General features: G+C 61.1%; 27 protein-coding genes and 1 pseudogene. 10 read left to right on the forward strand and 18 right to left on the reverse strand.

Going from position 1 to position 26,117, the window contains the following annotated elements:
• Window positions 1-11: 11 nt before the first annotated feature.
• The 3 genes from JFU58_RS12030 to exbB are packed head-to-tail and all read right to left on the reverse strand — an operon-like array spanning window position 12 to window position 2,176.
• Window positions 12-761 carry a TonB family protein gene (locus JFU58_RS12030; RefSeq protein ID WP_003213297.1) on the reverse strand — a complete coding sequence of 250 codons (750 nt, stop codon included), beginning with the start codon at window positions 759-761 and terminating at the stop codon, window positions 12-14.
• Window positions 758-1,183 (reverse strand): TonB system transport protein ExbD, encoded by a 426-nt coding sequence (gene exbD / locus JFU58_RS12035; RefSeq protein ID WP_017476711.1) that lies wholly within the window; start codon window positions 1,181-1,183, stop codon window positions 758-760. Before exbD ends, JFU58_RS12030 begins: the two co-directional genes overlap by 4 nt.
• A 6-nt stretch (window positions 1,184-1,189) precedes the next feature.
• Window positions 1,190-2,176, reverse strand: coding sequence for a tonB-system energizer ExbB (gene exbB / locus JFU58_RS12040; protein WP_177025220.1), 987 nt, complete (start codon window positions 2,174-2,176; stop codon window positions 1,190-1,192).
• 189 nt (window positions 2,177-2,365) lie between these two features.
• Between exbB and JFU58_RS12045 the strand changes: the two genes are divergently transcribed.
• Window positions 2,366-3,217 (forward strand): SDR family oxidoreductase, encoded by an 852-nt coding sequence (locus JFU58_RS12045; protein WP_201140759.1) that lies wholly within the window; start codon window positions 2,366-2,368, stop codon window positions 3,215-3,217.
• Between the two features lie 43 nt (window positions 3,218-3,260).
• Here the strand turns inward: JFU58_RS12045 and JFU58_RS12050 are convergent, their stop codons facing one another.
• The 6 genes from JFU58_RS12050 to JFU58_RS12075 all read right to left on the reverse strand — a co-directional run bounded on the left by JFU58_RS12050 (window position 3,261) and on the right by JFU58_RS12075 (window position 8,565).
• On the reverse strand, window positions 3,261-4,004 hold the full coding sequence (locus tag JFU58_RS12050; protein WP_017476707.1) for a hypothetical protein: 744 nt from the start codon (window positions 4,002-4,004) through the stop codon (window positions 3,261-3,263).
• Between the two features lie 63 nt (window positions 4,005-4,067).
• Window positions 4,068-4,448, reverse strand: a complete 381-nt coding sequence (locus tag JFU58_RS12055) for a RidA family protein (protein WP_003213288.1) — start codon at window positions 4,446-4,448, stop codon at window positions 4,068-4,070.
• A 24-nt stretch (window positions 4,449-4,472) separates the two neighbouring features.
• Window positions 4,473-6,578, reverse strand: a complete 2,106-nt coding sequence (gene spoT / locus JFU58_RS12060; protein ID WP_008439435.1) for a bifunctional GTP diphosphokinase/guanosine-3',5'-bis pyrophosphate 3'-pyrophosphohydrolase — start codon at window positions 6,576-6,578, stop codon at window positions 4,473-4,475.
• 60 nt (window positions 6,579-6,638) lie between these two features.
• Window positions 6,639-6,902: a DNA-directed RNA polymerase subunit omega gene (rpoZ, locus tag JFU58_RS12065; protein WP_003176920.1), complete on the reverse strand. Its 264-nt coding sequence runs from the start codon at window positions 6,900-6,902 to the stop codon at window positions 6,639-6,641.
• 167 nt (window positions 6,903-7,069) lie between these two features.
• A complete protein-coding gene (gene gmk / locus JFU58_RS12070) occupies window positions 7,070-7,690 on the reverse strand; it encodes a guanylate kinase (protein WP_003213284.1) in 621 nt (206 codons plus the stop codon).
• 11 nt (window positions 7,691-7,701) lie between these two features.
• Window positions 7,702-8,565, reverse strand: coding sequence for a YicC/YloC family endoribonuclease (locus tag JFU58_RS12075; RefSeq protein WP_093203689.1), 864 nt, complete (start codon window positions 8,563-8,565; stop codon window positions 7,702-7,704).
• 217 nt (window positions 8,566-8,782) lie between these two features.
• Between JFU58_RS12075 and rph the strand changes: the two genes are divergently transcribed.
• Window positions 8,783-9,505 carry a ribonuclease PH gene (gene rph / locus JFU58_RS12080; protein ID WP_201140760.1) on the forward strand — a complete coding sequence of 241 codons (723 nt, stop codon included), beginning with the start codon at window positions 8,783-8,785 and terminating at the stop codon, window positions 9,503-9,505.
• Between the two features lie 22 nt (window positions 9,506-9,527).
• Window positions 9,528-9,896 (forward strand): DUF4870 domain-containing protein, encoded by a 369-nt coding sequence (locus tag JFU58_RS12085; RefSeq protein WP_017476705.1) that lies wholly within the window; start codon window positions 9,528-9,530, stop codon window positions 9,894-9,896.
• A gap of 58 nt (window positions 9,897-9,954) precedes the next feature.
• On the opposite strand, the gene JFU58_RS12090 is transcribed toward JFU58_RS12085, so the two are convergent.
• On the reverse strand, window positions 9,955-10,734 hold the full coding sequence (locus tag JFU58_RS12090; protein ID WP_003176915.1) for an exodeoxyribonuclease III: 780 nt from the start codon (window positions 10,732-10,734) through the stop codon (window positions 9,955-9,957).
• 82 nt (window positions 10,735-10,816) lie between these two features.
• Here JFU58_RS12090 and pyrE point away from each other — a divergent pair, with 82 nt between their 5' ends.
• Window positions 10,817-11,461, forward strand: coding sequence for an orotate phosphoribosyltransferase (pyrE, locus tag JFU58_RS12095; RefSeq protein ID WP_201140761.1), 645 nt, complete (start codon window positions 10,817-10,819; stop codon window positions 11,459-11,461).
• A 67-nt stretch (window positions 11,462-11,528) separates the two neighbouring features.
• Here the strand turns inward: pyrE and argB are convergent, their stop codons facing one another.
• The 4 genes and pseudogenes from argB to coaBC form a co-directional block, all read right to left on the reverse strand.
• Window positions 11,529-12,434, reverse strand: a complete 906-nt coding sequence (argB, locus tag JFU58_RS12100) for an acetylglutamate kinase (RefSeq protein ID WP_003213275.1) — start codon at window positions 12,432-12,434, stop codon at window positions 11,529-11,531.
• Between the two features lie 20 nt (window positions 12,435-12,454).
• Window positions 12,455-13,858 (reverse strand): annotated as a pseudogene (locus JFU58_RS12105) (phosphomannomutase/phosphoglucomutase); the annotation flags it as partial.
• Window positions 13,859-14,127: 269 nt separating this feature from the next.
• Window positions 14,128-14,583, reverse strand: coding sequence for a dUTP diphosphatase (gene dut, locus JFU58_RS12110; RefSeq protein ID WP_003213270.1), 456 nt, complete (start codon window positions 14,581-14,583; stop codon window positions 14,128-14,130).
• Between the two features lie 5 nt (window positions 14,584-14,588).
• Entirely contained in the window at window positions 14,589-15,797 is a 1,209-nt protein-coding gene (gene coaBC / locus JFU58_RS12115; RefSeq protein ID WP_017476702.1) for a bifunctional phosphopantothenoylcysteine decarboxylase/phosphopantothenate--cysteine ligase CoaBC, read from the reverse strand.
• 130 nt (window positions 15,798-15,927) lie between these two features.
• On the opposite strand from coaBC, the gene radC reads away from it, so the two are divergent.
• Window positions 15,928-16,602, forward strand: coding sequence for a RadC family protein (gene radC, locus JFU58_RS12120; protein WP_201140764.1), 675 nt, complete (start codon window positions 15,928-15,930; stop codon window positions 16,600-16,602).
• A 28-nt stretch (window positions 16,603-16,630) separates the two neighbouring features.
• Here the strand turns inward: radC and JFU58_RS12125 are convergent, their stop codons facing one another.
• Window positions 16,631-18,223 (reverse strand): ABC transporter substrate-binding protein, encoded by a 1,593-nt coding sequence (locus tag JFU58_RS12125; RefSeq protein ID WP_063033851.1) that lies wholly within the window; start codon window positions 18,221-18,223, stop codon window positions 16,631-16,633.
• A gap of 458 nt (window positions 18,224-18,681) precedes the next feature.
• Here JFU58_RS12125 and rpmB point away from each other — a divergent pair, with 458 nt between their 5' ends.
• The gene (gene rpmB, locus JFU58_RS12130) at window positions 18,682-18,915 is read left to right on the forward strand and encodes a 50S ribosomal protein L28 (protein ID WP_003213263.1); all 234 of its coding nucleotides are present in this window, start codon (window positions 18,682-18,684) and stop codon (window positions 18,913-18,915) included.
• A gap of 11 nt (window positions 18,916-18,926) precedes the next feature.
• Complete coding sequence (gene rpmG, locus JFU58_RS12135; RefSeq protein ID WP_003176906.1) at window positions 18,927-19,082, forward strand: 50S ribosomal protein L33; 156 nt, start codon at window positions 18,927-18,929, stop codon at window positions 19,080-19,082.
• Window positions 19,083-19,153: 71 nt separating this feature from the next.
• On the opposite strand, the gene JFU58_RS12140 is transcribed toward rpmG, so the two are convergent.
• Window positions 19,154-19,516: a cupin domain-containing protein gene (locus tag JFU58_RS12140; RefSeq protein ID WP_003213261.1), complete on the reverse strand. Its 363-nt coding sequence runs from the start codon at window positions 19,514-19,516 to the stop codon at window positions 19,154-19,156.
• Window positions 19,517-19,746: 230 nt separating this feature from the next.
• On the opposite strand from JFU58_RS12140, the gene JFU58_RS12145 reads away from it, so the two are divergent.
• Window positions 19,747-21,240: an aldehyde dehydrogenase gene (locus JFU58_RS12145; RefSeq protein WP_017476698.1), complete on the forward strand. Its 1,494-nt coding sequence runs from the start codon at window positions 19,747-19,749 to the stop codon at window positions 21,238-21,240.
• 156 nt (window positions 21,241-21,396) lie between these two features.
• Entirely contained in the window at window positions 21,397-22,539 is a 1,143-nt protein-coding gene (locus tag JFU58_RS12150; RefSeq protein ID WP_093203702.1) for an MFS transporter, read from the forward strand.
• 125 nt (window positions 22,540-22,664) lie between these two features.
• Here the strand turns inward: JFU58_RS12150 and JFU58_RS12155 are convergent, their stop codons facing one another.
• The gene (locus JFU58_RS12155) at window positions 22,665-24,227 is read right to left on the reverse strand and encodes a phospholipase D family protein (protein ID WP_063033853.1); all 1,563 of its coding nucleotides are present in this window, start codon (window positions 24,225-24,227) and stop codon (window positions 22,665-22,667) included.
• Window positions 24,228-24,289: 62 nt separating this feature from the next.
• The gene (locus tag JFU58_RS12160) at window positions 24,290-25,714 is read right to left on the reverse strand and encodes an aminotransferase-like domain-containing protein (RefSeq protein WP_201140766.1); all 1,425 of its coding nucleotides are present in this window, start codon (window positions 25,712-25,714) and stop codon (window positions 24,290-24,292) included.
• Between the two features lie 166 nt (window positions 25,715-25,880).
• Here JFU58_RS12160 and JFU58_RS12165 point away from each other — a divergent pair, with 166 nt between their 5' ends.
• Window positions 25,881-26,117 carry a DUF1127 domain-containing protein gene (locus JFU58_RS12165; protein WP_093203711.1) on the forward strand — a complete coding sequence of 79 codons (237 nt, stop codon included), beginning with the start codon at window positions 25,881-25,883 and terminating at the stop codon, window positions 26,115-26,117.

Below are 26,117 nucleotides of genomic sequence, written 5' to 3' on the forward strand. Positions count from 1 at the left end.
TACGGTGAGGATTACCGGCGACGTTTTTCGATGTTGTAAACGAACGGCGCAACGATCTCGATGCTGCCGCCTTTCAACATGTCGGCCGGCGGCTTGGGCAGCGGCTGGGCGCGACGGATCATGTCGAGGGTGGCGCGGTCCAGATCGGCGTTGCCAGAGCGGCCCACCAGTTCATAGGACAGCACGTTGCCATCGGCATCCACCACGAAACGCAAGCGGTTCAGGCCTTCCTTGCCACGGGCCTGGGCGCCCGGCGGGTACTTCTTGTACTTCTGCAGGTGGCCCAGCAGGGTACTTTCCCAGGTGGCCTTGGCCGCGATCTGCTGCGGTGAAGGGCCCGGTTGTGGCTGAGCGGACTTCTCCGTAGGCGCGTTGTTCTGCGGAGTTTCGCTCGGCGGCTCTTCGGAAGGTTTTTCCTTGGGCGGATCGGGCTTCTTCTCCACAGGCTTGGGCGGCTGTGGTTTTGGCTTGGGCTTGACCGGCTTTGGCACCTGGATCGTCGGCTTCGGTGCCTCGGCCAGCTTCGGCAATGGCAGCTCTTCCACCGGAGCAGGCGGTTGTGGCGGCGTGATCACCTTCGGCGGGGCCGGAGGTGGTGGCGCCGGCATCGGTGCCAGGTCGATGACCATGGCAGCCGGAGGCAGCTGGACCATGTGTGGCGCCGACCACTGGAGCGCGATGATGATCGCGACGGCGTGGACGCCCAGCACGACGGCGAGGCTGGTGCCATAACGCGTCAGTTTGTGGCGCGTCGTGATCATTTCTTGGCTGCCGTCTCAAGTCCGACCAGGCCTACCTTGAGGTAGCCGGCTGCCCGCAGGGCATCCATCACGCTCATCAGGTCGCCGTAGTCCACGCCCTTGTCGGCCTGGAAGAAGATGGTCGTGTCTTTCTTACCCTGGGTCTTGGCGTCGAGCACCGCGCCCAGGGTTTCGGATTTGACTTCTTCTTCGCCCAGGAACAGACGCTGGTCCGCCTTGACGCTGAGGAATATCGGTTTCTCCGGCCGCGGCGCAGGTTTCGCGCTGGAAGCGGGCAGGTCGACCTTGATGTCCACAGTGGCCAGTGGTGCGGCCACCATGAAGATGATCAGCAGCACCAGCATCACGTCAATAAACGGTGTGACGTTGATTTCGTGGTTCTCGACGAGCTCGTCGTCGCCTTGATTCAAATGCAGGCCCATGGCCGATTACCCCACTTTCACCATATGCGGTTGCGAGCTGCGCTCGGTAGGCAGGTGATCGAGGTCACGGCTGACCAGCAACAGGACTTCTGCCGAAGCGTCCGACACCTGGGCCTTGTAGCCGGCGATCGAACGGGCGAAGACGTTGTAGATGACTACCGCAGGAATCGCGGCAACCAGGCCCAGTGCCGTTGCCAGCAGGGCTTCGGCGATGCCGGGAGCCACGACGGCGAGGTTGGTGGTCTGGGTTTTGGCGATGCCGATGAAGCTGTTCATGATGCCCCACACGGTACCGAACAGGCCGACGAAGGGCGCGGTGGAACCGATGGTGGCCAGCACGCCGGTGCCGTTGCTCATGTTGCGACCGCAGGCGGCAACCAGGCGCTCAAGACGGAAGCTGACACGTTCCTTGATGCCTTCTTTTTCACGGCTGTTGGCCGACAGGCGCATTTCTTCGAGTGCGTCGTGAACCAGCAGGTGCGCCAGGGTGCCTTTTTTCGCCGCGCTTTCGCTGGCTTCTTTAAGGGTGGTGGCTTTTTTCAGGTGGACGATTTCAGTACGCAGGCGACGCTTGGCGCCCAGCAGCTCGAAGCCTTTGGCGATCCAGATGGTCCAGGTGATGATCGAGGCGATGGCCAGGCCGATCATCACGATCTTCACGATGATGTCAGCGTTCTGGTACATGCCCCAGGGCGACAGGTCGTGGGCCATGCCCAGGCTGTTGTCTTCTTCCAGCACGACGCCGGAATCGTCAGCCGGTGCGCCTTCGGCGGCCAGGGCCGGGTCGGTAGCTGCCGGTGCGGCGGCTGGCGCAGCAGCGTTTTGCTCGTGGGCTGGCGCGGTCGCTGCAGGCGGGGCGGCCGGCGCGGTGTTGTCGGCGAAGGCGGCGGTCGGTGCCAGCAGAACGCTGAACAGCACTGCAGCAATCGCACGCCAGGCGCGGGATGGGCTGTGAGGCTTGGTTGGCGAAGCGGGGGATGTATTGCGTGTCATGCTGGCCGGACCTGAGATAAAAAAATGAGTGAGCGTCCTTCCAGACCGTAACGGGTCGAGGACAAATGGGCGGTTATTATTGCAAGTAATTCTTGTTAACAGAAGTAATACAGTTACTTTATTTGTCGTTTTGCTGGCCGCTGGTCATCTGCGGGGGCTAATCTTGACCTTTAAGAATGGAGTTTTGTGATGTCTGCGCCTTCTGTGGTGATTGCCGGTTGCGGCGATGTCGGTAGCCGTCTGGCCACCCAATTGCTGGCCCAGGGCTGGGAGGTTCATGGCCTGCGGCGGGATATCTCGCGCCTTCCCAAGGGCGTTATCGGGATTGCCGGCGACCTGTTCAATGAAGACTGCCCCGACACCTGGCCGGTGGGCGGAGTGGATTATCTGGTGTATTGCGCGGCGGCCACCGATCACGACGAAGCAGGCTATCGCGCCGCGTACGTGCAAGGGTTGCAGCATGTGTTGGAATGGTTGAACGACTACGGCCAGGAGCCTAAGCACTTGCTGTTTGTGTCCAGCAGCAGTGTGTATGGGCAGCAGAACGGTGAGTGGGTCGACGAAAGCTCCGAGACCAAGGCAGGCGGTTATTCCGGACAAGTGATGCTGGAAGCCGAGCAAGTGGCGTTGGATAGCGGCATTCCCGCGAGCGTGGTGCGCCTCACTGGGATCTATGGCCCGGGCCGGGAATGGCTGCTGAGCCAGGTGCGCCAGGGGTATCGCGTGGCGATTGATCCGCCTTTATATGGCAACCGGATCCACGCCGATGACGCAGCGGGCTTGCTCGCGTTTTTGCTGCAGCACGTGGAGCAGGGTGGGGTGCTGGATAAGTGCTACATCGGCGTTGACGATGCTCCGGCCCCGCTGGCCGAGGTGGTTGCCTGGTTGCGCGAATACCTGGGTGTGACCGAATGGGCCGAGAACGCCAGCGTCCGCCGTGCTGGCAGCAAACAATGCAGCAATGCCCGGGCCAAGGCGCTGGGCTGGGTGCCGCGTTATCCGAGTTATCGCGAAGGGTATGCGGCGATCCTGGAGGGTTGATCGCGGCGTGAAGAAAAAGGAGTTTAAGGGCTCCTTTTTTGCGTCACTGTTTTTCCAGCAACCACTGTCGTGGCCCGGGGGTAAACGAGGGCACCTCGTCGGCCTGGGCGGTGTTGATCGCCTGGAAAATCTCCAGTTGCTTGCCCTTGCGCGCAAAGATCCACGGGTTGCCCTGGCCGTTCAACTGCAACCAGATACTGTCGTAGCCGCCGCTCATGGAAGCGCAATCGCCCGCCAGGCACAGCGAGTACTGATCAGCACCCGGCAAGCCGGTCACCTGGCCATTGGCCTGGAACTGCACCGTCGCGCCTTCGCCATTACCGCTGCTGATTTTCCAGGTGCCGCCCATATAGGCGGCATACAGGGTGCGTTCGAAGTTGGCGCCCAGTGGCGCGCCTTCAGGGGCCGGGTCCTTGGCACGGGCGAACAGTTGCTCGGGCTCGTTATCATTGGCCCCTTGCAGCAATAGTTTGCCTTTACGCTTGAGTTCGGTGGCGGAGCCGCCGTAGAAATCGACGCTCCAGGCGCCGGATTTTTCACCCAGCAACTTGCCTTCAGCTACTTCAAAACCGTTGTAGTAGCGGGCCTGGGATGCTTTGGTGTTCACCTCCCATTCGAGGTTCGGACCGTAGCTCTGCAGGGCTTCACGCAAAGGGCCGCCCTTTGCTGCCGCGTCGATGGCGGCCTGGTTGATCCAGGTGCCGCTCACATCCAGGTCGGCGGGATTGCTGGCGCAGCCGCCGAGCAGCAGGGCGAGCAACGAAGAGGCAACGAGCGCTTTGCGCATTACGAAATCCTTCCAAGAACCAATTCGGCGCAGCCTTCCCGTGGAAGCGCTGCGCCGGATGTTTTACTCGATGACCAGAATGGCGTCCATCTCAACCTGCGCGCCCTTTGGCAGGGCGGCAACGCCGATGGCGGCGCGGGCCGGGTACGGCTGTTCGAAGTACTTGCCCATGATCTCGTTAACCTTGGCGAAGTGGCTCAGGTCGGTGAGGAAGATGTTCAGTTTGACGATGTCCTTGAACGAACCGCCCGCAGCTTCGGCAACCGACTTCAGGTTTTCAAAGACCTGGATGGTCTGGGCTTCAAAGCCTTCAACCAGCTCCATGGTTTTTGGGTCCAGTGGAATCTGGCCGGACATGTAGACGGTATTGCCCGCCTTGATCGCCTGGGAATAAGTACCGATTGCTGCTGGTGCCTTGTCGCTGGTGATAACAGTCTTGGTCATGAATGACTCCTTGTAATGGATGGGCTAGGCGCGCATGCGGGTGATGCGGATGACCCCGGTCAGGGCGCGCAGTTTCTTGATCACGCGGGCCAGGTGCACGCGGTCGTGCACGCTGACCACCAGTTGGACCACGCTGATGCGGCCATCGCGTTCGTCCATGCTGATTTTCTCGATATTGCCGTCGGCCGCATTGACGCTGCTGGCCAGCAAGGCGATCAGGCCGCGCTGGTGTTCCAGCTCGACCCGCAGCTCGACGTTGAATTCGCCGGTGACATCCTTGGCCCACGAAAGCTGGATGCATTTCTCGGGGTTGTGGCGGATTTCACTGATATTGCGGCAGTTGTCCAGGTGCACCACCATGCCTTTGCCGGCGGACAAGTGGCCGACAATCGGGTCACCCGGGATCGGCGTGCAGCACTTGGCGTAGCTGAGCACCAAGCCTTCGGTACCGCGAATCGCCAGCGGGCCTTCGGGGCTTGGCAGCTGTTCGCCTTCGCCCAGCAGGCGGCGGGCGACTACATAGGCCATGCGATTGCCCAGGCCGATGTCTTCCAGCAAGTCTTCGATCAGTTCCTGACGGTACTCGTGGAGCATCGCCTGCACGCGCTCGGCCGGGATCTTGTCCAGGGAGCTGTCGAAGCCGTTGAGTACCTTGTTCAGCAGGCGTTCGCCCAGGCTGATGGACTCGGAACGGCGTTGCAGTTTCAGGGCGTGACGTATATGGGTGCGGGCCTTGCCGGTGACCACAAAGTTGAGCCAGGCCGGGTTCGGGCGTGCGCCCGGTGCGCTGACGATCTCCACCGTGGAGCCGCTTTGCAGCGGTTCCGACAGCGGGGCCAGTCGACGATTGATCCGACAGGCTATGCAGCTGTTACCCACGTCGGTGTGCACCGCGTAGGCAAAGTCGACCGCCGTGGAGCCTTTTGGCAGCTCCATGATCCGGCCTTTTGGCGTGAACACGTAGACCTCGTCCGGGAACAGGTCGATCTTCACGCTTTCGATAAATTCCAGGGAGTTGCCGGCACGTTGCTGCATTTCCAGCACGCCCTTGACCCACTGGCGGGCGCGGGCGTGGGTGCCTTTTGGCTGCTCGTCGCCGGTGGATTTGTACAGCCAATGGGCGGCGATGCCGTTGTTGGCCATCTCTTCCATTTCGCGGGTGCGGATCTGGATCTCGATCGGCACCCCGTGCATACCGAACAGCGTGGTGTGCAGCGACTGATAGCCGTTGGCCTTGGGAATCGCGATGTAGTCCTTGAAACGACCCGGCAGGGGTTTGTACAAATTATGTACAGCGCCCAGCACGCGGTAGCACGTATCGACCTTGTCGACGATGATCCGGAACGCGTACACGTCCATGATCTCGTTGAAGGCCCGACGCTTGCCGCGCATCTTCTTGTAGATGCCGTAGATGTGTTTCTGCCGGCCGCTGACCTCGCCCTCGATCTCATCGATCGCCAGGCAATGGCTCAGGGACTCTTCGATCTTGTTGACGATTTCCTTGCGATTGCCCCGGGCGCGTTTGACCGCCTGATAAATGCGCGCGGAACGCATCGGGTGCATGGCCTTGAAGCCGAGGTCTTCGAATTCGATACGAATGGCGTGCATGCCCAGCCGGTTGGCGATGGGCGCGTAGATTTCCAGGGTTTCCTTGGCGATGCGCCGGCGTTTTTCGCCGGACAGCACCTCCAGCGTGCGCATGTTGTGCAGCCGGTCGGCCAGCTTGACCAGGATCACCCGGATGTCCCGGGCCATGGCCATGGCCATCTTCTGGAAGTTTTCTGCCTGAGCTTCGGCCTTGGTTTCGAAATTCATCTGGGTCAGTTTGCTGACCCCATCGACCAGTTCGGCCACGGTTTCGCCAAATTGCGCGCTGAGCGCTTCCTTGGCAATGCCGGTGTCTTCGATCACGTCATGCAGCATTGCGGCCATCAAACTCTGATGGTCCATGTGCATGTCGGCAAGAATGTTTGCCACGGCAAGAGGATGCGTGACATACGCCTCGCCACTGCGGCGGCGTTGGCCGTCGTGGGCTTGTTCGGCGTAGAAATACGCTCGGCGGACCAGGTTGACCTGGTCTGGGCCGAGGTAGGTCGATAAGCGATCGGCGAGGGCGTCTATGCTCGGCAAAGTATTAACTCCTGCCGTTGGCTGTGACCCCGCGCCGTGCTACGTCGACCAGGCATAGGCTTAGACGGCCTCGTTGGACTCGTCCTCGAACGCTGCAAACAGCGGTTCGTCTTCAACGATTTCGGCGTTGGCGATGAACTCGTAGCTCATCAGGCCTTCAGCGATTTCACGCAGGGCTACAACGGTAGGCTTGTCGTTTTCCCACTGGACCAGAGGCTCTTTGCCGCCAGTGGCCAGTTGACGGGCACGCTTGGTAGAGAGCATGACCAGCTCAAAGCGGTTATCCACGTGTTCTAGGCAGTCTTCAACGGTTACGCGGGCCATGGTATTCCTCGGAGCGAATGCAATATGCGCGCTGCCCGGTTGGGCGAGCGGACTGAACAGTTTAAAAAATCACCAGCGTTTAGGGAAGCGCTGATTTTTCGCAGGCCATCGCAAACGCGCTACAAGTGCCAATGTAAAGCCCTTGCAGCGGTTTTGGGAAGAGCCAATCAACCGAGCAGTTCGGCCAATAATTTGCCGAAACGCTGCTGCTGACGCTTTTGCTGGAGCTGATTGGCGCGGAAAATCGCCTTCAAGTCGTCCAGTGCGTGGGCGAAATCGTCGTTGATGATCAGGTAGTCGTAGTCGACGTAGTGGCTCATTTCACTGACGGCTTCGCGCATGCGACCTTCGATGATCTCGTCGCTGTCCTGGCCGCGGTTGGTCAGGCGCTGATGCAACGCTTCCAGCGACGGCGGCAGGATGAAGATCGAGCGGGCCTTGGGCATCAGTTGACGCACTTGCTCGGCGCCCTGCCAGTCGATTTCCAGGATCAGGTCGTGGCCTTCGTCCAGGGTCTGCTGCAGGTGGCTTTGGGAGGTGCCGTAAAGGTTGCCGAAGACTTCGGCGCGCTCCAGGAAATCACCGTGCTCGATCATCTTGACGAACTCGGTGCGCTCGACGAAGTGGTAGTGCACGCCGTTCACTTCACCCGGGCGCATGGCGCGGGTGGTGTGGGACACCGAGATACGGATCTGCTCGTCAGCGTCGGTCAGGGCTTTGACCAGGCTGCTTTTGCCCGCACCCGATGGGGCGGAAATGATGTAAAGGGTGCCGGTGCTGTGGGTCATGTCAGGGTGCCTTACTCGATATTCTGTACTTGTTCGCGCATTTGCTCGATCAGCACTTTGAGGTTGACCGCAGCCTGTGTGCTGCGCGGATCAAAGGCTTTGGAGCCCAGTGTATTGGCTTCGCGGTTGAGTTCCTGCATCAGGAAGTCCAGGCGCCGACCGGCGGCACCGGCAGACTTGAGCACGCGGCGCACTTCCAGGATGTGGGTGCTCAGGCGGTCGAGTTCTTCGGCGACGTCGCTCTTTTGCGCCAGCAGTACCATCTCCTGCTCCAGGCGCACCGGGTCCAGTTCGGCCTGCATGTCGGCGAAGCGGTCGAGGACCTTCTGGCGCTGGGTGGCAAGCATCTGCGGCACCAGTTCGCGCAGGGTCACCACGTCCTCTTCGATGGAGGTCAGGCGGTCGCTGATCAGGCGGGCCAGCTCGGCGCCTTCGCGTTCGCGACCGGCCTTGAGTTCTTTCAAGCCTTGGTTGAACAGGGCCAGGGCCTCGGCGTTCAGCGCCTGCGGATCAGTGGCGTCGGCCACCAGCACGCCGGGCCAGGCCAGAACTTCCAAAGGATTGATGGCGGCAGGCTGTTTGATCAGGCTGGCGATGGTTTCGGCGGCGGCGACCAATTGCGCGGCGCGCTCGCGATCCACCTGCAACGGCTTGCCGGTGGTTTCCTCGGTGAAGCGCAGGGTGCATTCCAGCTTGCCGCGGGAGATGCCCTGGCGCAGCGCTTCACGGACCGCGCCTTCGAGGTCGCGAAACGATTCCGGCAGGCGCAGGTGCGGCTCCAGGTAGCGGCTGTTGACCGAGCGCAATTCCCAGCTCAGGGTGCCTTGGACGCCGGCTTTTTCGACGCGGGCGAAGGCGGTCATGCTGTGCACCATGGAGGTACCTCGCGATGCAGTCCCGCAAACAGGCGGGCTGATGGGTAGATTGAAGCCGACAGGCTGCGAAGGCGCAGGATTGTAGCTCAACGGGACGGGTGGCCCCAAACAGTGGCTTCGGTGACCGGGTTTGTAACAGGATTTTTTAGAAGTGCCGATCAGGGCTGGCGGCTCTATAATGCTCGGCAGTTTTTCGTCCTCCGTACAGGTATCCCCTATGAAACGTCCAAGTGGTCGCGCTGCCGATCAGCTCCGCTCGATCCGCATCACCCGCAACTACACCAAACACGCCGAGGGATCTGTACTGGTCGAGTTTGGCGATACCAAGGTTATCTGCACCGTCAGCGTCGAAAACGGCGTGCCGCGTTTCCTCAAGGGCCAGGGCCAGGGTTGGTTGACTGCCGAATACGGCATGCTGCCGCGCGCCACTGGCGAGCGTAACCAGCGTGAAGCCAGCCGTGGCAAGCAAGGCGGGCGCACCCTGGAAATCCAGCGCCTGATCGGTCGTTCCCTGCGTGCTGCCCTGGACATGTCCAAGCTCGGCGACGTGACCCTGTATGTCGACTGCGACGTGATCCAGGCCGACGGTGGCACCCGTACTGCATCCATCACCGGCGCCATGGTTGCCCTGGTCGATGCGCTCAAAGTCATCAAGAAGCGTGGCGGCCTGAAAGGCGGCGATCCGCTCAAGCAGATGATCGCGGCTGTATCGGTAGGCATGTATCAGGGCGAGCCCGTGCTGGATCTGGACTATCTTGAAGATTCGGCTGCCGAGACCGACCTGAACGTGGTGATGACCAGCACCGGTGGTTTCATCGAAGTGCAGGGCACCGCCGAAGGCGCGCCATTCCAGCCGGCGGACCTGAATGCCATGCTGGCATTGGCCCAGAAAGGCATGACCGAGATCTTCGAACTGCAGAGCGCCGCCCTGGCCGACTGATTCAACCCCAAGGAGCTACGCCATGAGTGACAGTCAACTTCCGCTGCCGACACCGTCCAAGGAAGTTCGCCAGTGGGCGATGCTCTGTCACTTCGCGGCGTTTTTCGGCTTGATGTTCCCGTTCGGCAGCCTGCTGGGGCCTTTGATTCTCTGGCAGGTGAAGAAGGATACGGACCCGTTCATTGATGATCAGGGCAAGGAAGCGCTGAATTTCCAGATCACCGTGGGCATTGCCTGGGCGGTCTGCTTCCTGCTGGGTTTTATCGTGATCGGCTTCGTGTTGATGACCGTCCTGGTGATCGGCGCGGTGGTGATGACGATCATTGGGGGCATCAAGGCCAACAAGGGCGTGGCTTATCGTTATCCGTGGACGTTGCGGTTGATCAAATAACCACCGCCCACAAAAAAACCGACAGCGACGTCGGTTTTTTTGTGCCTGGAAAAAGACCTTAGATGGTCAATGTCCAGTCGTAGTCCACGATCAGCGGCGCGTGCTGCGAGAAGCGCGGCTGGCGTGGCAGGCGTGCGCTGCGCACAAAGCGTCGCAGGCCTGGCGTCAGCAACTGGTAGTCAAAACGCCAGCCGAGGTTGAGCATCTCGGCCTGTTCGTTATCCGGCCACCAGCTGTACTGGTCGCCTTCGCGGCTGACTTCCCGCAGGGCATCGACATAGCCCATGTTGCCGACAATCTCGTCCATCCAGGCCCGTTCCGGCGCCAGGAAACCCGGGGATTGCTGGCTGTCGCGCCAGTTCTTGATATCCAGCTTCTGTTGCGCCACGTACAGCGAGCCACAGTAAATGTACTCGCGACGTTTGCGCCGCTGTTTATCCAGATAACGGGCGAAATCGTCCATTAGCTTGAACTTCTGGTTCAAGTCTTCATCGCCATTCTGCCCTGATGGAAGCAGCAAGGTCGCGATGCTGACCTTGTCGAAATCGGCTTGCAGGTAGCGCCCGTAGCGGTCGGCTGTCTCGAAGCCGAGGCCGCTGATGACCGCCTTGGGTTGCAACCGCGAATACAAAGCCACGCCGCCTTGGGCGGGAACTTCGGCATCACAGGCATAAAGGAAGTAGCCATCCAGTTGGAAGGCTGGGTCGTCCAGTTCAAAGGCGGAGGCGCGGGTGTCCTGCAGGCAGATGACGTCGGCATTCTGGGCTTGCAGCCAACTGAGCAAACCACGCTCGACTGCAGCCTGAATACCATTGACGTTCACACTGATGATCCGCATAAATGGCCCCAAAAATCGCGTGCGTGTATGATACACGCCGTCTACCTAATTAGCTAAATCCGTGGTATCTGAGGCTTTTTTCATGCAGGCGTATCAACGCGACTTCATTCGTTTTGCCATCGATCGCGGCGTATTGCGCTTCGGTGAGTTCACCCTGAAGTCCGGGCGTACCAGCCCTTACTTCTTCAATGCCGGCCTTTTCAACTCAGGTTCTGCCCTGGCGCAGTTGGGTCGTTTTTATGCGGCCGCCATCGTTGAAAGCGGTATTTCCTTCGACGTGCTGTTCGGCCCGGCCTACAAGGGCATTCCCCTGGCCGCCGCGACTGCCGTGGCGTTGGCCGAACATCACGGGCTGGATTTGCCTTGGTGCTTCAACCGCAAGGAAGCCAAGGCCCATGGCGAAGGCGGTAGCCTGGTGGGCGCGCCGCTCAAGGGCAACGTGCTGATCATCGACGACGTGATCACTGCCGGTACGGCGATTCGCGAAGTGATGCAGATCATCGCTTCCCAGGACGGCGCCAAGGCAGCCGGCGTGCTGATCGCGCTGAACCGCCAGGAGCGTGGCAACGGTGAATTGTCGGCGATCCAGGAAGTGGAACGTGATTTCGGGATTCCGGTGGTGAGCATCGTATCCCTGAACCAGGTGCTGCAATTCCTGGAAGATGACCCGCAGCTCAAGCAGCACTTGCCAGCGGTCAAGGCCTACCGCGAGCAGTTCGGCGTTTGATCTAAACGCCGGACAAAAAAAGCCCCCGCTCAACCAGGTTGAGCGGGGGCTTTTTGTTTGCAGCGCTTTAAGGGCGCTTGCGATTGCTGATCAGCGTACCCACACCGGTGTCGGTGAAGATTTCCAGCAGGATCGCATTCGGAACCCGGCCATCCAGGATCAACGAGCTGCCAACGCCGCCTTGCACCGCTTCCAGCGCGCAGCGGATCTTCGGCAGCATGCCGCCGTAGATGGTGCCGTCGGCGATCAGGTCGTCCACTTGCTGGGTGGTCAGGCCGGTCAAGACCTTGCCTTCCTTGTCCATCAAGCCGGCGATGTTGGTGAGCAGCATCAGCTTCTCGGCCTTCAGCGCCTCAGCCACCTTGCCGGCCACCAGGTCGGCGTTGATGTTGTAGGACTCACCGTTGGCACCCACGCCGATTGGCGCGATCACCGGGATGAAATCGCCTTTCACCAGCAGGTTCAGCAGGTCGGTGTTGATGCCGATCACTTCGCCCACCTGGCCGATGTCGATGATTTCCGGCTGGGTCATCTCCGGGGTCTTGCGGGTCACGGTGAGCTTCTTCGCCCGGATCAGCTCGGCGTCCTTGCCGGTCAGGCCGATGGCGCTGCCGCCATGGCGGTTGATCAGGTTGACGATGTCTTTGTTCACCTGGCCACCCAGGACCATCTCCACCACGTCCATGGTCTGGGCGTCGGTGACACGCATGCCGTCTATGAAGTGACTCTCGATGGACAGGCGCTTGAGCAGGTCACCGATTTGCGGGCCGCCACCGTGTACCACCACCGGGTTGATCCCGACGGCTTTCATCAACACGATGTCGCGGGCAAAGCCGGTTTTCAGCTCGTCGCTTTCCATGGCATTGCCGCCGTACTTGATCACCAGCGTCTTGCCGACGTAGCGTCGAATGTAAGGCAACGCTTCGGAAAGGACCTTGGCGGTATTGGCGGCGGCTTCGCGTTCGAGGGTCATTCAGGGCTCCGGTACAAAAATCAGAACGGTAATTGGAGATCAGGGGCAACACGTTTCAACTGGGCGTGGAACACGTCCTTGATGCGCTGCAACTCAGCCTCGGAATCCGCCTCGAAACGCAGCACCAGCACCGGTGTGGTGTTGGATGCGCGAACCAGGCCCCAGCCTTTGGCGTAATCGACCCGCACGCCGTCAATGGTGGTCAGGTTGGCGCCTTCGCCCCATTGCGCATCGTGCAGTGCGTCAATGATGCTGAATTTGCTCTCTTCGGTCACATGGATATTGATCTCTGGCGTAGAAATATCATCCGGGAAGGTTGCAAACAGGTCTTCGGCGGTGGATTTTTCCTTGCTGAGGATCTCCAGCAGACGAGCGGCGCTGTAAATACCGTCGTCAAAACCGAACCAGCGTTCCTTGAAGAATACGTGACCGCTCATTTCGCCGGCCAACAGGGCGCCGGTTTCTTTCATTTTCTTTTTGATCAACGAGTGACCGGTCTTCCACATTAGCGGACGACCGCCGTATTCCTTGATCAGCGGCGTCAGGCGACGGGTGCATTTGACGTCGAAGATGATCTCGGCGCCCGGATTGCGCGCCACGACGTCACGGGCAAACAGCATCAACAGGCGGTCCGGGAACACGATATTACCGGTGTTGGTAACCACGCCGACGCGGTCGCCGTCGCCGTCGAAAGCCAGGCCCAGGTCGGCGCCGGTTTCCTTGACCTTGGCAATCAGGTCCACCAGGTTCTCAGGCTTGCCCGGGTCCGGGTGGTGGTTAGGGAAGTTGCCGTCGACCTCGCAGAACAGCGGGATCACTTCGCAATTCAGGGCTTCGATCAGTTGCGGGGCGATCACGCCGGCTGCGCCGTTGCCGCAGTCCACCACCACTTTCAGGCGGCGGGCGAGTTTGACGTCGCGGGTGATTTCGTCCGAGTAGCGCTCAAGGATTTGCACCTTGGTGATGCTGCCGGTGCCGCTGGTCAGGTCGTTGGTCTTCAGGCGGGTGTGCAGGGTCTGGATCTGTTCGTTGGCCAGGGTGTCGCCAGCGATGACGATCTTGAAGCCGTTGTAGTCCGACGGGTTGTGGCTGCCGGTGAGCATCACGCCCGACTTGCCGGCCAGCACGTTGGCCGCGTAGTACAGCGCAGGCGTCGGCACCAGGCCCACGTCGCTGACATGGCAGCCGCTATCGGCCAGGCCCTGGATCAGTTGCTCCACCAGCTCGGGGCCGGACAGGCGGCCATCACGGCCTACGGAAACATTGGGCTCGCCCTGGGCCAGGCTCTGGGAGCCAATGGCACGGCCGATCCAGTAGGCGGTCTCGGCGGTCAGGGTCTTGGGGACCACGCCACGGATGTCATAGGCGCGGAAAATGCTGTCGGGAAACGTCGGGGCGACTCGGGCTGCGTTGCTCATTGCGGGGGGAACTCCATCTGAAAGGGGCGGGGCTGGCCTCAGGGGTACTGACCGGCAGGCTCAAACTGAAGGGTAAGACGGCGTTTTTGGCATAGAGTTCGTGGTGCAAAAGTGCCATCGGCGCCGAAGCACCGCCCTTTCGCCCGCTTAATGCCCTGATTTCACTGGGGAAATCTTGCTGATAAGTTCCGCGCATTCTTCATCCTGAAAGGCCATGCGTTGGCGTCAGGCCGGGTGAGGCACCCGGCTTGTCCGGCTAAGTCATTTCAGCTTAGTCAGTGGCTGCCGGAATGTCCGAAGCCACCTGCACCGCGCTGGGTTTCGTCGAACTCTTCGACCAGCTCGAAGTGCGCCTGCACCACCGGCACAAGCACGAGCTGGGCAATGCGCTCGCCGACGGCAATGTTGAACGCGGTCTGGCCACGGTTCCAGCAGGACACCATCAACTCGCCCTGGTAGTCCGAGTCGATCAGGCCCACCAGGTTGCCGAGGACGATCCCGTGTTTGTGGCCCAGGCCGGAGCGCGGCAGGATCAGCGCCGCCAGGCCAGGGTCGCCCACGTAGATCGACAGGCCGGTCGGAATCAGAATGGTCTGGCCCGGCTCAAGCACGGTGTCCTGCTTGAGCATGGCGCGCAGGTCGAGGCCGGCGGAGCCTGGAGTGGCGTAGGCCGGCAGCGGGAATTCGTTGCCGATGCGTGGGTCGAGGATCTTGGCTTGCAAAGCGTGCATGGAAATTAAACCTGGTTCAGCCGTAGGGCGATAAAAGAGATCAGTTGGCGGGCAATCTTGCCCTTGCTGGTCTGGGCGAAAACAGTAGCGTGCAACTCGCGGTCGATCACGCTGATGGCATTTTCCTCGCTGTTGAAGCCGATGCTCGGGTTGGCGACATCGTTGGCGACAATCAGGTCGAGATTCTTGTCTTTCAATTTGCGTGCGGCATAGTCCAGCAAATGCTCGGTTTCGGCAGCGAAGCCGACGCTGAACGGGCGGTCTTCACGGGTGGCGATGGTCGCCAGAATGTCCGGGTTACGGACCATTTGCAGGAGCAGGCCGTCGCCGCTTGTAGGGTCTTTCTTGAGTTTCTGCGGTGCAACCACTTCCGGGCGGTAGTCCGCTACCGCAGCCGAGGCGATAAACAGGTCGCAGGGAATCGCCGCTTCACAGGCCGCCAGCATGTCGCGGGCGCTGACTACGTCGATTCGGGTGACACGATCCGGAGTCGGCAGATGCACCGGGCCGGTGATCAAGGTTACCCGGGCGCCTGCCTCGACCGCCGCTTCAGCCAGGGCAAAGCCCATTTTTCCTGAGCTATGGTTGGTGATGTAGCGCACCGGGTCGATGTTTTCCTGGGTCGGGCCGGCGGTAATCAGCACGTGCTTGCCGGTCAGGGCCAGGTGCTGGAAGCAGTCGGCGGCGCATTGGGCGAGGTCGGTGGCTTCGAGCATGCGGCCCAGGCCCACGTCGCCGCAGGCCTGGCTGCCGGAGGCCGGCCCGAAGACCTTGAGGCCACGGCTTTGCAGGAGTTGGGTGTTGGCCTGGGTGGCCGGGTCGCGCCACATGGCCTGGTTCATGGCCGGGGCGATGGCGACGGTGGCGTCGGTGGCCAGCACCAGGGTGGTCAGCAGGTCGTCGGCAATGCCTTGGGCCAGGCGGGCGATCAAGTCGGCGGTGGCCGGAGCGATCAGCACAAGGTCGGCCCATTTGGCCAGCTCGATGTGGCCCATGGCAGCTTCGGCTGCGGGGTCCAGCAGGTCGAGATGAACCGGGTGGCCGGACAGGGCCTGCATGGTCAGTGGGGTAATGAATTCACTGCCGCCCCGGGTCATGACCACGCGCACTTCGGCGCCCTGGTCGAGGAGCCTGCGAACCAGCTCTGCGCTCTTGTAGGCGGCAATGCCGCCGCCGACGCCGAGAACGATGCGTTTCCGATACAGACGCTGCATTGGCTTGCCTTTCCAGTTCAGTGATGGCGTTGCGATACCCCCTCCCCAGGTGAAATCGCACGCAAAAAGATGGCCTAAGATACCACAGCGTCCGCCATGCAACAGCGGCGCACATGCACACGGAGGTGCCATGAGTATTCGCGATTGGCCTGCGGCAGAGCGTCCGCGGGAGAAGCTGTTGGAGCTGGGCGCAGAGAATCTTTCCGACGCTGAATTGCTGGCGATTTTCCTGCGCACCGGGGTATCCGGTAAAAGTGCCGTGGACCTGGCGCGGCATCTGCTGGCGCAATTTGGCAGCTTGCGCGCGCTGATGGAGGCCAGGCAGACGGTGTTCAGCCAGCATCTGGGCCTGGGGCCGGCGAAGTTCGCCCAGCTTCAAGCCGTACTGGAAATGGCCCGCCGTCATTTGGCCGAGCGCCTACGCAGCGACTCGGTGCTGGAAAGTCCGGAGGCCGTGCGCGACTACCTCAAGGCGCTACTGCGCCATGAGCCTCACGAGATATTCGGCTGCCTGTTTCTCGACTCCAAACACCGGGTGCTGGGCTTCGAGAAGCTGTTTCAAGGCACCATCGACAACGCCATCGTCTACCCCCGGCAAGTGGTGAAGCGCGCGTTGGACTACGACGCTGCTGCGCTGATCCTGTGCCATAACCATCCTTCCGGCAGCGCCGAGCCCAGCATTGCTGATCGAAAACTGACCAGAGTGCTGCAAAAGGCGTTGGAGATGGTGGACGTGCGTGTGCTGGACCACATCATTGTGGGGGAGGGTGATCCGCTGTCGATGGCGGAATATGGGTGGATGTAGGGGCTGGCACGCCAGCCCCTGACAGGGTTCAGGGTTTGACGCTGACCTTGGAGTAATCCTGGCGCCCGAATGGGCTCACCTGATACCCCTCGACATTTTTGCGCGTCAGCGCAAACGCCGTCGGGTGCGCCAGTGGCAGCCACAGCGCCTGTTGCTGGATCTGCGCCTGGGCCTGCTGGTACAGCTTGCTGCGCACGCCCTGTTCGCTGGTGGTCTTGCCGGCGCTGATCAGCTTGTCCAGCGCCGGGTCGCAGTAGCGGGCGAAGTTGGTGCCGGACTTTACGGCCGCGCAGGAGAACTGCGGCGTCAGGAAGTTATCCGGGTCACCGTTATCGCCGGCCCAGCCCATGAACAGCAGGTCGTGCTCGCCGGCCTTGGCGCGGCGGATCAGTTCGCCCCATTCGATCACGCGGATTTCAGCCTGGATGCCGACCTTGGCCAGGTCCGCTTGCAGCAGTTGTGCGCCGAGGCTTGGGTTGGGGTTCAGCAGGCTGCCCGAAGGGCGGGTCCAGATGGTGGTCTTGAAGCCATCCTTGAGCCCGGCGCGATCCAGTAGCTGCTTGGCCTTGGCGATGTCCTGCGGATAGCCTGGCAAGTCCTTGGCATAGCTCCAGGTATTGGGCGGGTACGGGCCGTTGGCGGCTTCAGCGGTGCCTTCGAATACCGCCTTGAGGTAGCTGGCCTTGTCGAAGGCCAGGTTGATTGCCTGGCGAACTTCCGGTTTGTCCAGCGGCGGATGCTGGCTGTTGATGGCGACAAACGCGGTCATGAAGGCCGCTGTTTTTTCGATCTTCAGGTCGGCGTCTTTCTGTGCGGCATCGATATCCAGGGGCTTGGGCGACAAGGCGATCTGGCACTCATCGCGACGCAACCTTTGCAGGCGCACGTTGGCGTCCGGGGTGATCGCAAAGATCAGGTTATCCACCGCAGGCTTGCCGGCGAAGTAGTCCGGGTTGGCCTTGTAGCGAATCGTCGCGTCCTTCTGGAAACGCCCGAAAATAAACGGGCCGGTGCCGATAGGCTGGCTGTTGAGTTTTTCAGGTGTGCCCGCTTTGAGCAGTTTGTCGGCGTATTCTGCCGGGTAGATCGAGGCAAAGCCCATGCTCAACGCGGCGAGGAAGGTTGAATCGGCGTGGTCCAGGGTAAAGCGCACCGTCAGCGGATCGAGGGCGTCGATCTTCTTGATCAATGTGGGCAGTTGCAGCGACTGGGCGTGGGGGAAGCCGCTCTGGGCAATCTTGTGCCACGGGTTGGCCGGGTCGAGCATACGCTCGAAGCTGAAGCGCACGTCTTCGGCGGTCAGGGTACGGCTTGGGGTGAAGTATTCGGTGCGATGGAATTTCACATCCGGATGCAGCTTGAAGGTGTAGGTCAGGCCGTCCGGCGAGACGTCCCAGCTGTCCGCCAGGCTCGGGACCAGCTTGCCGCTGGTAGCGTCGAAGTCCACCAGGCGGTTCATCAATACGTCTGCCGAGGCATTGGTGGTGGTCAGCGAGTTGTATTGGACCACGTCGAAGCCTTCGGGGCTGGCTTCGGTACAGACGCTCAAGGTAGTGGCCGCCTGGGCGTGTGCAGCAATAAAAAGAGGGGCTAGCAGTAGCGGTAGGGCAGCGAGGCGCATATTCGGTTTCCTTTGCAGATCGAAGGCCCATCTGCGAGTGCAGTCTGGAAAAGTCCTACCGTAGTGGGCGGATTGACAAATGACTAGCCCATTTTTGCCTGTGCTTTTGCCTCAAATACTGTTTTGATGGCGCCTCAGGTCGTTTTGCCGAGCACTTTGCAGTGCGCGCGGGCGCTGTAAATCATTCTGTGCGACGAGCGGTTAGCTTCTATAGCAGCCCACCCTGGCAACGGTTCAGGCGTCCATGGCCTGGATTTACGCGTATAAAAGTACACGGCCTGTTGTTGCACTGGGGTCTTTCTGGTATAAAGCAGCGCTCTTTTCTAGGGGCCCGGTTCCTTCGCTAGTAGGTGTAGCCGGTAAGACCCTAAAGAAACGCGGCGCCTGGCGCCAAATGACTGAGAGATTAAGCGGCCAACCCATGCCGGGTTGGGCATGTGGTTTTAGAGGGCTGAGGCATGTCGAGAGTCTGTCAAGTTACCGGTAAGGGTCCGGTGACTGGGAATAACATTTCCCACGCAAACAACAAAACCCGTCGTCGTTTCCTGCCAAACCTGCAGCATCACCGCTTTTGGGTTGAAGAAGAGAAACGTTTTGTCCGTCTGCGCGTATCTGCCAAAGGCATGCGTGTTATCGACAAGCGCGGCATCACTGTCGTGCTGGCCGAACTGCGCCGCGACGGCAAAATCTAAGGAGCTAAATCATGCGTGAATTGATTCGAATGATCTCTAGCGCCGGTACTGGTCACTTCTACACTACCGACAAGAACAAGCGTACTACCCCGGACAAGCTCGAAAAGAAAATGTTCGACCCGCGCGTTCGCAAGCACGTGATCTACAAAGAAGGCAAAATCAAGTAATTGGTTTTCTTTCTTGTGAAAAAAAGCCCGTATCTCACGATGCGGGCTTTTTTTTGTGCCTGAAGAATTGATCAGGCCTTTTCTTCGAACACCACGTAGATCTTGCGGCAGGGTTCCAGCACTTCCCAAGTGCCGCTGAAGCCGGCCGGAATGACGAAGCGATCACCGGCCCGCAAGGTCTTGGCGTTGCCGTCGGCGTCGCGCAATACAGAGACGCCCTGCACGATCTCGCAGTACTCATGCTCTGTGTAATTGACCTTCCACTGCCCGACTTCACCTTCCCAGACCCCGGCGCTCATCTGGCCGCACGGACTGTTGTAGTGGTTGTAGACGGTTTGCTCAGGGTCGCCCTTGAGGATTTTCTCCGCGGCCGGACGGTAGCGGTCAGGCTCAGTCCTGGCCTGGCTGAAGTCGACGATATTCTGGATGTTCATGGGCGTGTCCCGTCTGGCCTGCGGTTGGAGAGCTCAAAGTCTATGTTTATTAAAATGAACATCGCAAGGGCGTTTGCTGCCGTTATGTCAAATATATTGAAACATCCATCGTCGCTGGTTTAGGGTGGCAGCTGCCTTGAGCCGAACAGCTGGCTGGCCGGGCAAGCATTCTTCGAAGGCGCTTGGGTACATCGCCCGGCCCTTGTATTCAATAAGAGGAGGACACTCGCATGACCACCCTGACCCGTGCCGACTGGGAACAACGCGCCAAGGATCTGAAGATCGAAGGCCGCGCCTACATCAATGGCGAATACACCGCCGCCGTTTCCGGCGACACGTTCGAATGCCTAAGCCCGGTCGATGGCCGTCTGCTGGCAACGGTTGCCAGCTGTGACGTCGCCGACGCCCAGCGCGCGGTTGAAAACGCCCGCGCCACCTTCAATTCCGGTGCCTGGTCGCGCCTGGCGCCAGCCAAGCGCAAAGCCACCATGATCCGTTTCGCCGGCTTGCTCAAGGCCAACGCCGAAGAGCTGGCACTCCTTGAAACCCTGGATATGGGCAAGCCGATCAGCGACTCCCTGAACATCGACGTCCCGGGCGCGGCGCAAGCCCTGAGCTGGAGCGGCGAGGCCATCGACAAGATCTACGATGAAGTCGCAGCCACTCCCCACGACCAGCTTGGCCTGGTGACCCGTGAGCCCGTCGGCGTTGTCGCGGCCATCGTGCCGTGGAACTTCCCGCTGATGATGGCCTGCTGGAAACTCGGGCCGGCGCTGTCCACCGGTAACTCGGTGATCCTCAAGCCGTCTGAAAAGTCGCCGCTGACCGCGATCCGCATCGCCGAGCTGGCGGTTGAAGCCGGTATCCCGAAAGGCGTGTTCAACGTGCTGCCGGGTTATGGCCACACCGTGGGTAACGCCCTGGCGCTGCACATGGACGTCGATACCCTGGTGTTCACCGGTTCCACCAAGATCGCCAAGCAACTGCTGATCCGGTCCGGCGAGTCGAACATGAAGCGCGTCTGGCTGGAAGCCGGCGGCAAGAGCCCGAACATCGTGTTTGCCGATGCCCCGGACCTGCAAGCCGCCGCCGAATCCGCGGCCGGCGCCATCGCCTTTAACCAGGGCGAAGTGTGCACCGCCGGTTCGCGCCTGCTGGTGGAGCGTTCGATCAAGGATAAATTCCTGCCGCTGGTGATCGAGGCCCTCAAGGCCTGGAAGCCGGGCAACCCGCTGGACCCGGCCACCACGGTTGGCGCGCTGGTGGATACCCAGCAGATGAACACCGTGCTGTCGTACATCGAAGCCGGGCATGCCGATGGCGCCAAGCTGGTGGCCGGCGGCAAGCGCACGCTGCAGGAAAGCGGTGGCACCTATGTCGAGCCAACGATTTTCGACGGCGTGACCAACGCCATGAAGATCGCCCAGGAAGAAATCTTCGGCCCGGTGCTGTCGGTGATTGCCTTCGACAGCGTGGAAGAAGCCATTGCGATCGCCAACGACACCCAATACGGCCTGGCCGCTGCGGTGTGGACGTCGAACATCTCCAAGGCGCACCTGACCGCCAAGGCACTGCGTGCCGGTAGCGTGTGGGTCAACCAGTACGATGGCGGCGACATGACTGCACCGTTCGGTGGTTTCAAGCAGTCGGGTAACGGCCGCGACAAGTCGCTGCACGCGTTCGACAAGTACACCGAGCTGAAGGCGACCTGGATCAAGTTGTAAGCTTCCAGAAACACCGCCGTAAAAAATGTGGGAGCGGGCTTGCTCGCGAATGAGGTAGCACAGTCGCCGATGTATTGACTGGTACACCGCATTCGCGAGCAAGCTCGCTCCCACACTGTTTTGTGTGATCTCCAAATCATCCACAGGAGCGTGGAAATGCGTTGGGCGACCTATTTCGCCGTGTTGGCGTCGGTCTTGAGCGTGGGCCTGGCCTTGGGCGTGAGCATGCCGCTGGTGTCCCTGCGCCTGGAAAGCTGGGGCTACGGCAGCTTCGCCATCGGCGTGATGGCGGCGATGCCGGCCTTTGGTGTGCTGTTGGGTGCCAAGGTCTCCAGCGGCCTGGCCTCGCGCCTGGGTACGGCGAACCTGATGCGCCTGTGCCTGTGGGCCGGGGCGATTTCCATCGGCTTGCTGGCGGTATTGCCCAGCTACCCGGTATGGCTGGTGCTGCGGCTGATGATCGGGGTGATCCTGACCATCGTGTTTATCCTCGGCGAAAGCTGGATCAACCAACTGGTGATCGAGCGCTGGCGCGGCCGTCTGGTGGCGCTGTACGGCTGTAGCTATGCCTTGAGCCAACTGTCAGGCCCATTGCTGCTGGGCGCGCTGGGTACGGATAACGACATTGGCTTCTGGGTGGGCGTTGGTCTGCTGACGTTCTCGCCGATCCTGCTGCTGGGCCGCACCGGTGCGCCGACTGCCGAGTCCTTCAGCGTGACCTTCGGCGACTTGCTGCGCTTCTGCCAGGGTTTGCCGGCGATTGCCTGGGCGGTGGCGTTATTCGCCGCGTTCGAGGCGATGATTCTGACGCTGTTGCCGGTGTATTGCCTGCAACAGGGCTTCACCGCCGAGATTGCCCTGGCGATGGTGAGTACGGTGGTGGTCGGTGATGCGTTGCTGCAACTGCCGATTGGCGCGCTGGCGGACTACCTGCCTCGACGCACACTGTTTCTCGGCTGCGCGCTGATGCTGCTGGCGACGAGCCTGGCAATTCCGCTGTTGCTGGATACGCTGCTGATCTGGCCGGTGTGGGTGCTGTTCGGGGCCAGCGCCGGTGGGTTGTTCACCTTGTCGCTGATCCTGATTGGCGAGCGCTACCGCGACGACGCACTGGTGCGCGCCAATGCGCATATCGCGCAGCTGTGGGGCATTGGCTGCCTGATCGGCCCACTGGTGGCTGGTGCCGGCAGCCAGTGGATCAGCGGGCATGCGTTGCCGCTGTTGATGGCAGCGGGGGCGCTGGGATTGGTGATTCTGCTGCTTCGCCAAGGTGCATTCGGCGGCGCCCAGCCGGCCTGAACTTGAAATGCGAACAACTGTGGGAGCTGGCTTGCCTGCGATAGCGGAGTGTCAGCTTGCGCATCCTGTGCCTGATACTCCGCAATCGCGGGCAAGCCCGGCTCCCACAGGGCTCTGCGCTGTTCTTAAAGCATGCGTTCCAGCCCGACGGATGTGGCAAACCAGGCATTGAACCGGCGCCACCAACTGCCCGGTTCGCGGGTCAGGGTGTGCAGTTGGCCGTTGTCTTCAGTCACCCACACCACCTGGCCATCCTGTAGTTTCGCCTGATAGCTCAACGGGGGCGCCATGCCCTCCAGTGCCAGGTTGCGCACGTGTTCCGCCAGTTCGGGACTGTCCACCAGCACCCCGACTTCGGTGTTCCACAGCACCGAGCGCGGGTCGAAGTTGAATGAGCCGATAAAGGATTTCTCCCGGTCAAAGATGATCGCCTTGCTGTGCAGGCTGGAATCCGAGCCGTGGAAAGTGCCTTTGCGGAACAGATGAGGGCCGCTGCCGCCGCCGTCTCCCGGCTGGCGGCGCAACTCGTACAGTTTCACTCCGTGCTCCAGCAATGCCTTGCGGTAGGGCGCATAGCCACCGTGGACGGCGGGCACGTCGGTAGCTTCCAGGGAATTGGTCAGCAGGCTCACCGAGACGCCGGCGTCCGCACGACCGGTCAGGTACACCAGGCCAGGCTGGCCCGGCACGAAGTAAGCCGAGATCATCATCAACTCGTGGCTCACCCCTTCCAGCTCAGGTGCCAGCTGGGTGGTCAGCAGCAGCCGTGGATCCGGATCGGCCTTGGCCAGCACCTTGCTCGGCGCATCCCACAGTGCCTGGTTCCAGGCCCAGATGAGTTCGCGGCGCCAGATGTCCATGCGCGGTTGGGTCTTGTAAGTGCGCAGGCGGTTGTACAGGGCATGGTTTTGCTGGCGAGACTCGGCAAGGGATTCTTCCAGGCGTACGCGGGCGCTGGCCAGGTCGCCTTTGGAGGCGCTGCTGACGAAATCGCCAATGGGCTTGCTCAACGCACTGTTCCAGTACTGATCGAAACTGTGGCCCAGTTGTTCGGCCACCGGGCCTACGCTGAGCATGTCGATATCGGTGAAGTTGAGGTTGGGCTCGGCGTCGAAATATTCATCCCCCAGGTTGCGGCCGCCGACGATGGCCACGCTGTTGTCCGCCAGCCACAGCTTGTTATGCATGCGACGGTGTTGCAGCGACAGGTCGAACAGCCGCGCCATGGCCCGGGTCACGCCGGTGCTGCGGCCCAGGTGCAGCGGGTTGAACAGGCGAATCTGGATCTGCGGGTGGGCGGCGAGGGTGGCGATGATCTGGTCCAGGCCGTCGCTGGTGGTGTCGTCCAGCAGGATACGCACGCGCACGCCACGGTCGGCGGCCTTGAGCAGTTCATCCACGAGCATGCGGGTGCTGATGCCGTCGTGGACGATGTAGTACTGCAAGTCGAGGCTGGTCTGGGCGTTGCGGATCAGTTCGGCGCGAGCCATGAAGGCCTCGCTGCTGTTGGGCAGCAGGCGGAAACCGGAGCGGCCTCTGTACGGCGCGGCCTGGGCCTGGATCGAGCGGCCGAAGGACGACTCGCTGGCCGGCAGCGCCTCGCTGGGCGTGCGCGGCTGGTCGATGGTTGCGCAGCCGCCCAGGGCCAGGATGCCCAGCAGGAAAAACGGTAATAGCCGTTGGGTCATCAATGACATGGGTTCCGAGTCAGGGCGATTGTCGGCATATGACGGCTATTTCCCGCAAAAGGTCAGTCCACCGCTTCGGCCAGCAACCTGATGGCGGTTGCGCCGACCTTGCGCACGGCCTCTTCAATCTGCGGCGTCGGTTTGGCAGCGTAGTTCATGCGCAAACAATTCCGGTACTTGCCGGAGGCGGAAAAGATACTTCCCACGGCAATCTGTACACCTTCATCCACTAGCAGCCGGTTGAGCTTCAGGGTGTCGAAGCCTTCCGGCAGCTCCACCCACAGCATGAAACTGCCCTGTGGACGACTGGCGCGGGTGCCGGCCGGGAAATAGCGGCTGACCCAATCGAGCATCAGGTCGCGATTACGCTGGTATTGCGTACGCATCCGCCGCAAATGCGGTTCGAAATGGCCATTTTTCAGAAACTCGGCAATCGCGATCTGCGGCTGGGTCGCGGTGGCGCCGGTGCTGATGTATTTCATGTGCAGGACGCGCTCGAGGTAACGACCGGGTGCTACCCAGCCAATCCGCAGGCCGGGCGCCAGGGTTTTCGAGAAGGAACTGCACAGTACGACGCGGCCATCTTCGTCGAAGGACTTGATAGTGCGTGGACGCGGGTAGCTGTAGGCCAGTTCGCCATACACATCGTCTTCGATGATTGCCACGTCGAAGCGCTGGGCCAGGGTCAGCAGCGCGCGTTTACGCGACTCCGGCATGATGTAGCCCAGTGGGTTGTTGCAGTTGGGGGTCAGCTGGATGACTTTGATCGGCCACTGCTCCAGCGCCAGTTCAAGCGCTTCCAGGCTGATACCCGTGAGTGGGTCGGTGGGGATTTCCAAGGCTTTCATGCCCAGGCCTTTCAGGGTCTGCATGGCGCCATGGAAGCTCGGCGAGTCGACGGCAACGATGTCGCCCGGCTCGCAGATGGCGTGGATGCTCGCGGACAGCGCTTCGTGGCAACCGGTGGTGATCACCAGATCCTGGGGCGTCAGTTGGCAGCCTGAATCGAGCATCAGGCGTGCGATCTGTTCGCGCAGCTCCAGGTTGCCGTGGATGGTGTCGTAATACAGCCCTGGCATGTCCTGGCGGCGGCTGATCCGGGCCAGGCTGCGCAACAGGGGTTTCATGGTCGGCGACAATACATCCGGCATGCCCCGACCCAACTGTATGGTGTCTTTGCGTGGCACTGCGCGGATCAGATCCAGCACCTGGTCCCACTGGGAAATCTCCACCGGGCGCTGGGCCGGGCGGCCGACGGCGGGCAGTGCGGGCAAGTCGCGGCCCACGGGTACGAAGTAGCCGGATTTGGGTTTTGGCATCGCCAGGCCGTTGTCTTCCAGCTTCCGATAGGCCTGCTGTACGGTGCTCAGGCTTACCCCGTGCTCCACACTCAAGGCCCGCACTGACGGCAATCGATCGCCCGGGCGATAGAAGCCCTGCTCAATGCGCGTGCCCAACAGTTCGGCGAGGTTGACGTATAGGGTCATGGCGATGCTTCCCGGCTACCAGTACAGATAGGCTGAAAATACAGGATTCAGCCGCCAATAGGCAGTATCTGTATGGATTTAATACTGGGTGGTTGAATCTGTCATGGTTTCGCGCACCGGCTCATCCTACGTACTCATGGCAATACGCAAATGAGGGGCAGGAAAAATGAGCGGGTTGAGCGATGTGCGGTTGGCGTTACACGGTCAGGAACTGGAAGCCGGGCAGGAGCGGCGCATGGCGGCGCGGACCACGGCCCCCGCACTCAGCTCATGGGCGTTGTTCTGGCACCGCATGCACACGCGCAAGACCTTGCTGGAGTTGACCCCTGAACAACTGCGTGACGTGGGCCTGAGTGTCGAACAGGCGCGCCAGGAAGGATTAAAACCCTTCTGGCGCGGTTGA

Origin of the sequence: Pseudomonas sp. TH34, from assembly GCF_016650865.1 — a bacterium.
Classification (GTDB): Bacteria; Pseudomonadota; Gammaproteobacteria; order Pseudomonadales; family Pseudomonadaceae; genus Aquipseudomonas; species Aquipseudomonas yamanorum.

Bases quoted from the DNA above. Each gene is read 5' to 3' on its own strand.
- JFU58_RS12155 (WP_063033853.1), bottom strand. From the start codon at position 24,227: ATGACCCAACGGCTATTACCGTTTTTCCTGCTGGGCATCCTGGCCCTG.
- JFU58_RS12125 (WP_063033851.1), bottom strand. From the start codon at position 18,223: ATGCGCCTCGCTGCCCTACCGCTACTGCTAGCCCCTCTTTTTATTGCT.
- JFU58_RS12160 (WP_201140766.1), bottom strand. From the start codon at position 25,714: ATGACCCTATACGTCAACCTCGCCGAACTGTTGGGCACGCGCATTGAG.
- coaBC (WP_017476702.1), bottom strand. From the start codon at position 15,797: ATGCAGCGTCTGTATCGGAAACGCATCGTTCTCGGCGTCGGCGGCGGC.
- JFU58_RS12030 (WP_003213297.1), bottom strand. From the start codon at position 761: ATGATCACGACGCGCCACAAACTGACGCGTTATGGCACCAGCCTCGCC.
- rph (WP_201140760.1), top strand. From the start codon at position 8,783: ATGAAACGTCCAAGTGGTCGCGCTGCCGATCAGCTCCGCTCGATCCGC.
- exbB (WP_177025220.1), bottom strand. From the start codon at position 2,176: ATGACACGCAATACATCCCCCGCTTCGCCAACCAAGCCTCACAGCCCA.
- JFU58_RS12085 (WP_017476705.1), top strand. From the start codon at position 9,528: ATGAGTGACAGTCAACTTCCGCTGCCGACACCGTCCAAGGAAGTTCGC.
- rpmG (WP_003176906.1), top strand. From the start codon at position 18,927: ATGCGTGAATTGATTCGAATGATCTCTAGCGCCGGTACTGGTCACTTC.
- JFU58_RS12145 (WP_017476698.1), top strand. From the start codon at position 19,747: ATGACCACCCTGACCCGTGCCGACTGGGAACAACGCGCCAAGGATCTG.
- pyrE (WP_201140761.1), top strand. From the start codon at position 10,817: ATGCAGGCGTATCAACGCGACTTCATTCGTTTTGCCATCGATCGCGGC.
- rpmB (WP_003213263.1), top strand. From the start codon at position 18,682: ATGTCGAGAGTCTGTCAAGTTACCGGTAAGGGTCCGGTGACTGGGAAT.
- exbD (WP_017476711.1), bottom strand. From the start codon at position 1,183: ATGGGCCTGCATTTGAATCAAGGCGACGACGAGCTCGTCGAGAACCAC.
- dut (WP_003213270.1), bottom strand. From the start codon at position 14,583: ATGCACGCTTTGCAAGCCAAGATCCTCGACCCACGCATCGGCAACGAA.
- JFU58_RS12090 (WP_003176915.1), bottom strand. From the start codon at position 10,734: ATGCGGATCATCAGTGTGAACGTCAATGGTATTCAGGCTGCAGTCGAG.
- gmk (WP_003213284.1), bottom strand. From the start codon at position 7,690: ATGACCCACAGCACCGGCACCCTTTACATCATTTCCGCCCCATCGGGT.
- rpoZ (WP_003176920.1), bottom strand. From the start codon at position 6,902: ATGGCCCGCGTAACCGTTGAAGACTGCCTAGAACACGTGGATAACCGC.
- JFU58_RS12055 (WP_003213288.1), bottom strand. From the start codon at position 4,448: ATGACCAAGACTGTTATCACCAGCGACAAGGCACCAGCAGCAATCGGT.
- JFU58_RS12165 (WP_093203711.1), top strand. From the start codon at position 25,881: ATGAGCGGGTTGAGCGATGTGCGGTTGGCGTTACACGGTCAGGAACTG.
- JFU58_RS12045 (WP_201140759.1), top strand. From the start codon at position 2,366: ATGTCTGCGCCTTCTGTGGTGATTGCCGGTTGCGGCGATGTCGGTAGC.
- radC (WP_201140764.1), top strand. From the start codon at position 15,928: ATGAGTATTCGCGATTGGCCTGCGGCAGAGCGTCCGCGGGAGAAGCTG.
- JFU58_RS12150 (WP_093203702.1), top strand. From the start codon at position 21,397: ATGCGTTGGGCGACCTATTTCGCCGTGTTGGCGTCGGTCTTGAGCGTG.
- JFU58_RS12050 (WP_017476707.1), bottom strand. From the start codon at position 4,004: ATGCGCAAAGCGCTCGTTGCCTCTTCGTTGCTCGCCCTGCTGCTCGGC.
- argB (WP_003213275.1), bottom strand. From the start codon at position 12,434: ATGACCCTCGAACGCGAAGCCGCCGCCAATACCGCCAAGGTCCTTTCC.
- JFU58_RS12140 (WP_003213261.1), bottom strand. From the start codon at position 19,516: ATGAACATCCAGAATATCGTCGACTTCAGCCAGGCCAGGACTGAGCCT.
- JFU58_RS12075 (WP_093203689.1), bottom strand. From the start codon at position 8,565: ATGGTGCACAGCATGACCGCCTTCGCCCGCGTCGAAAAAGCCGGCGTC.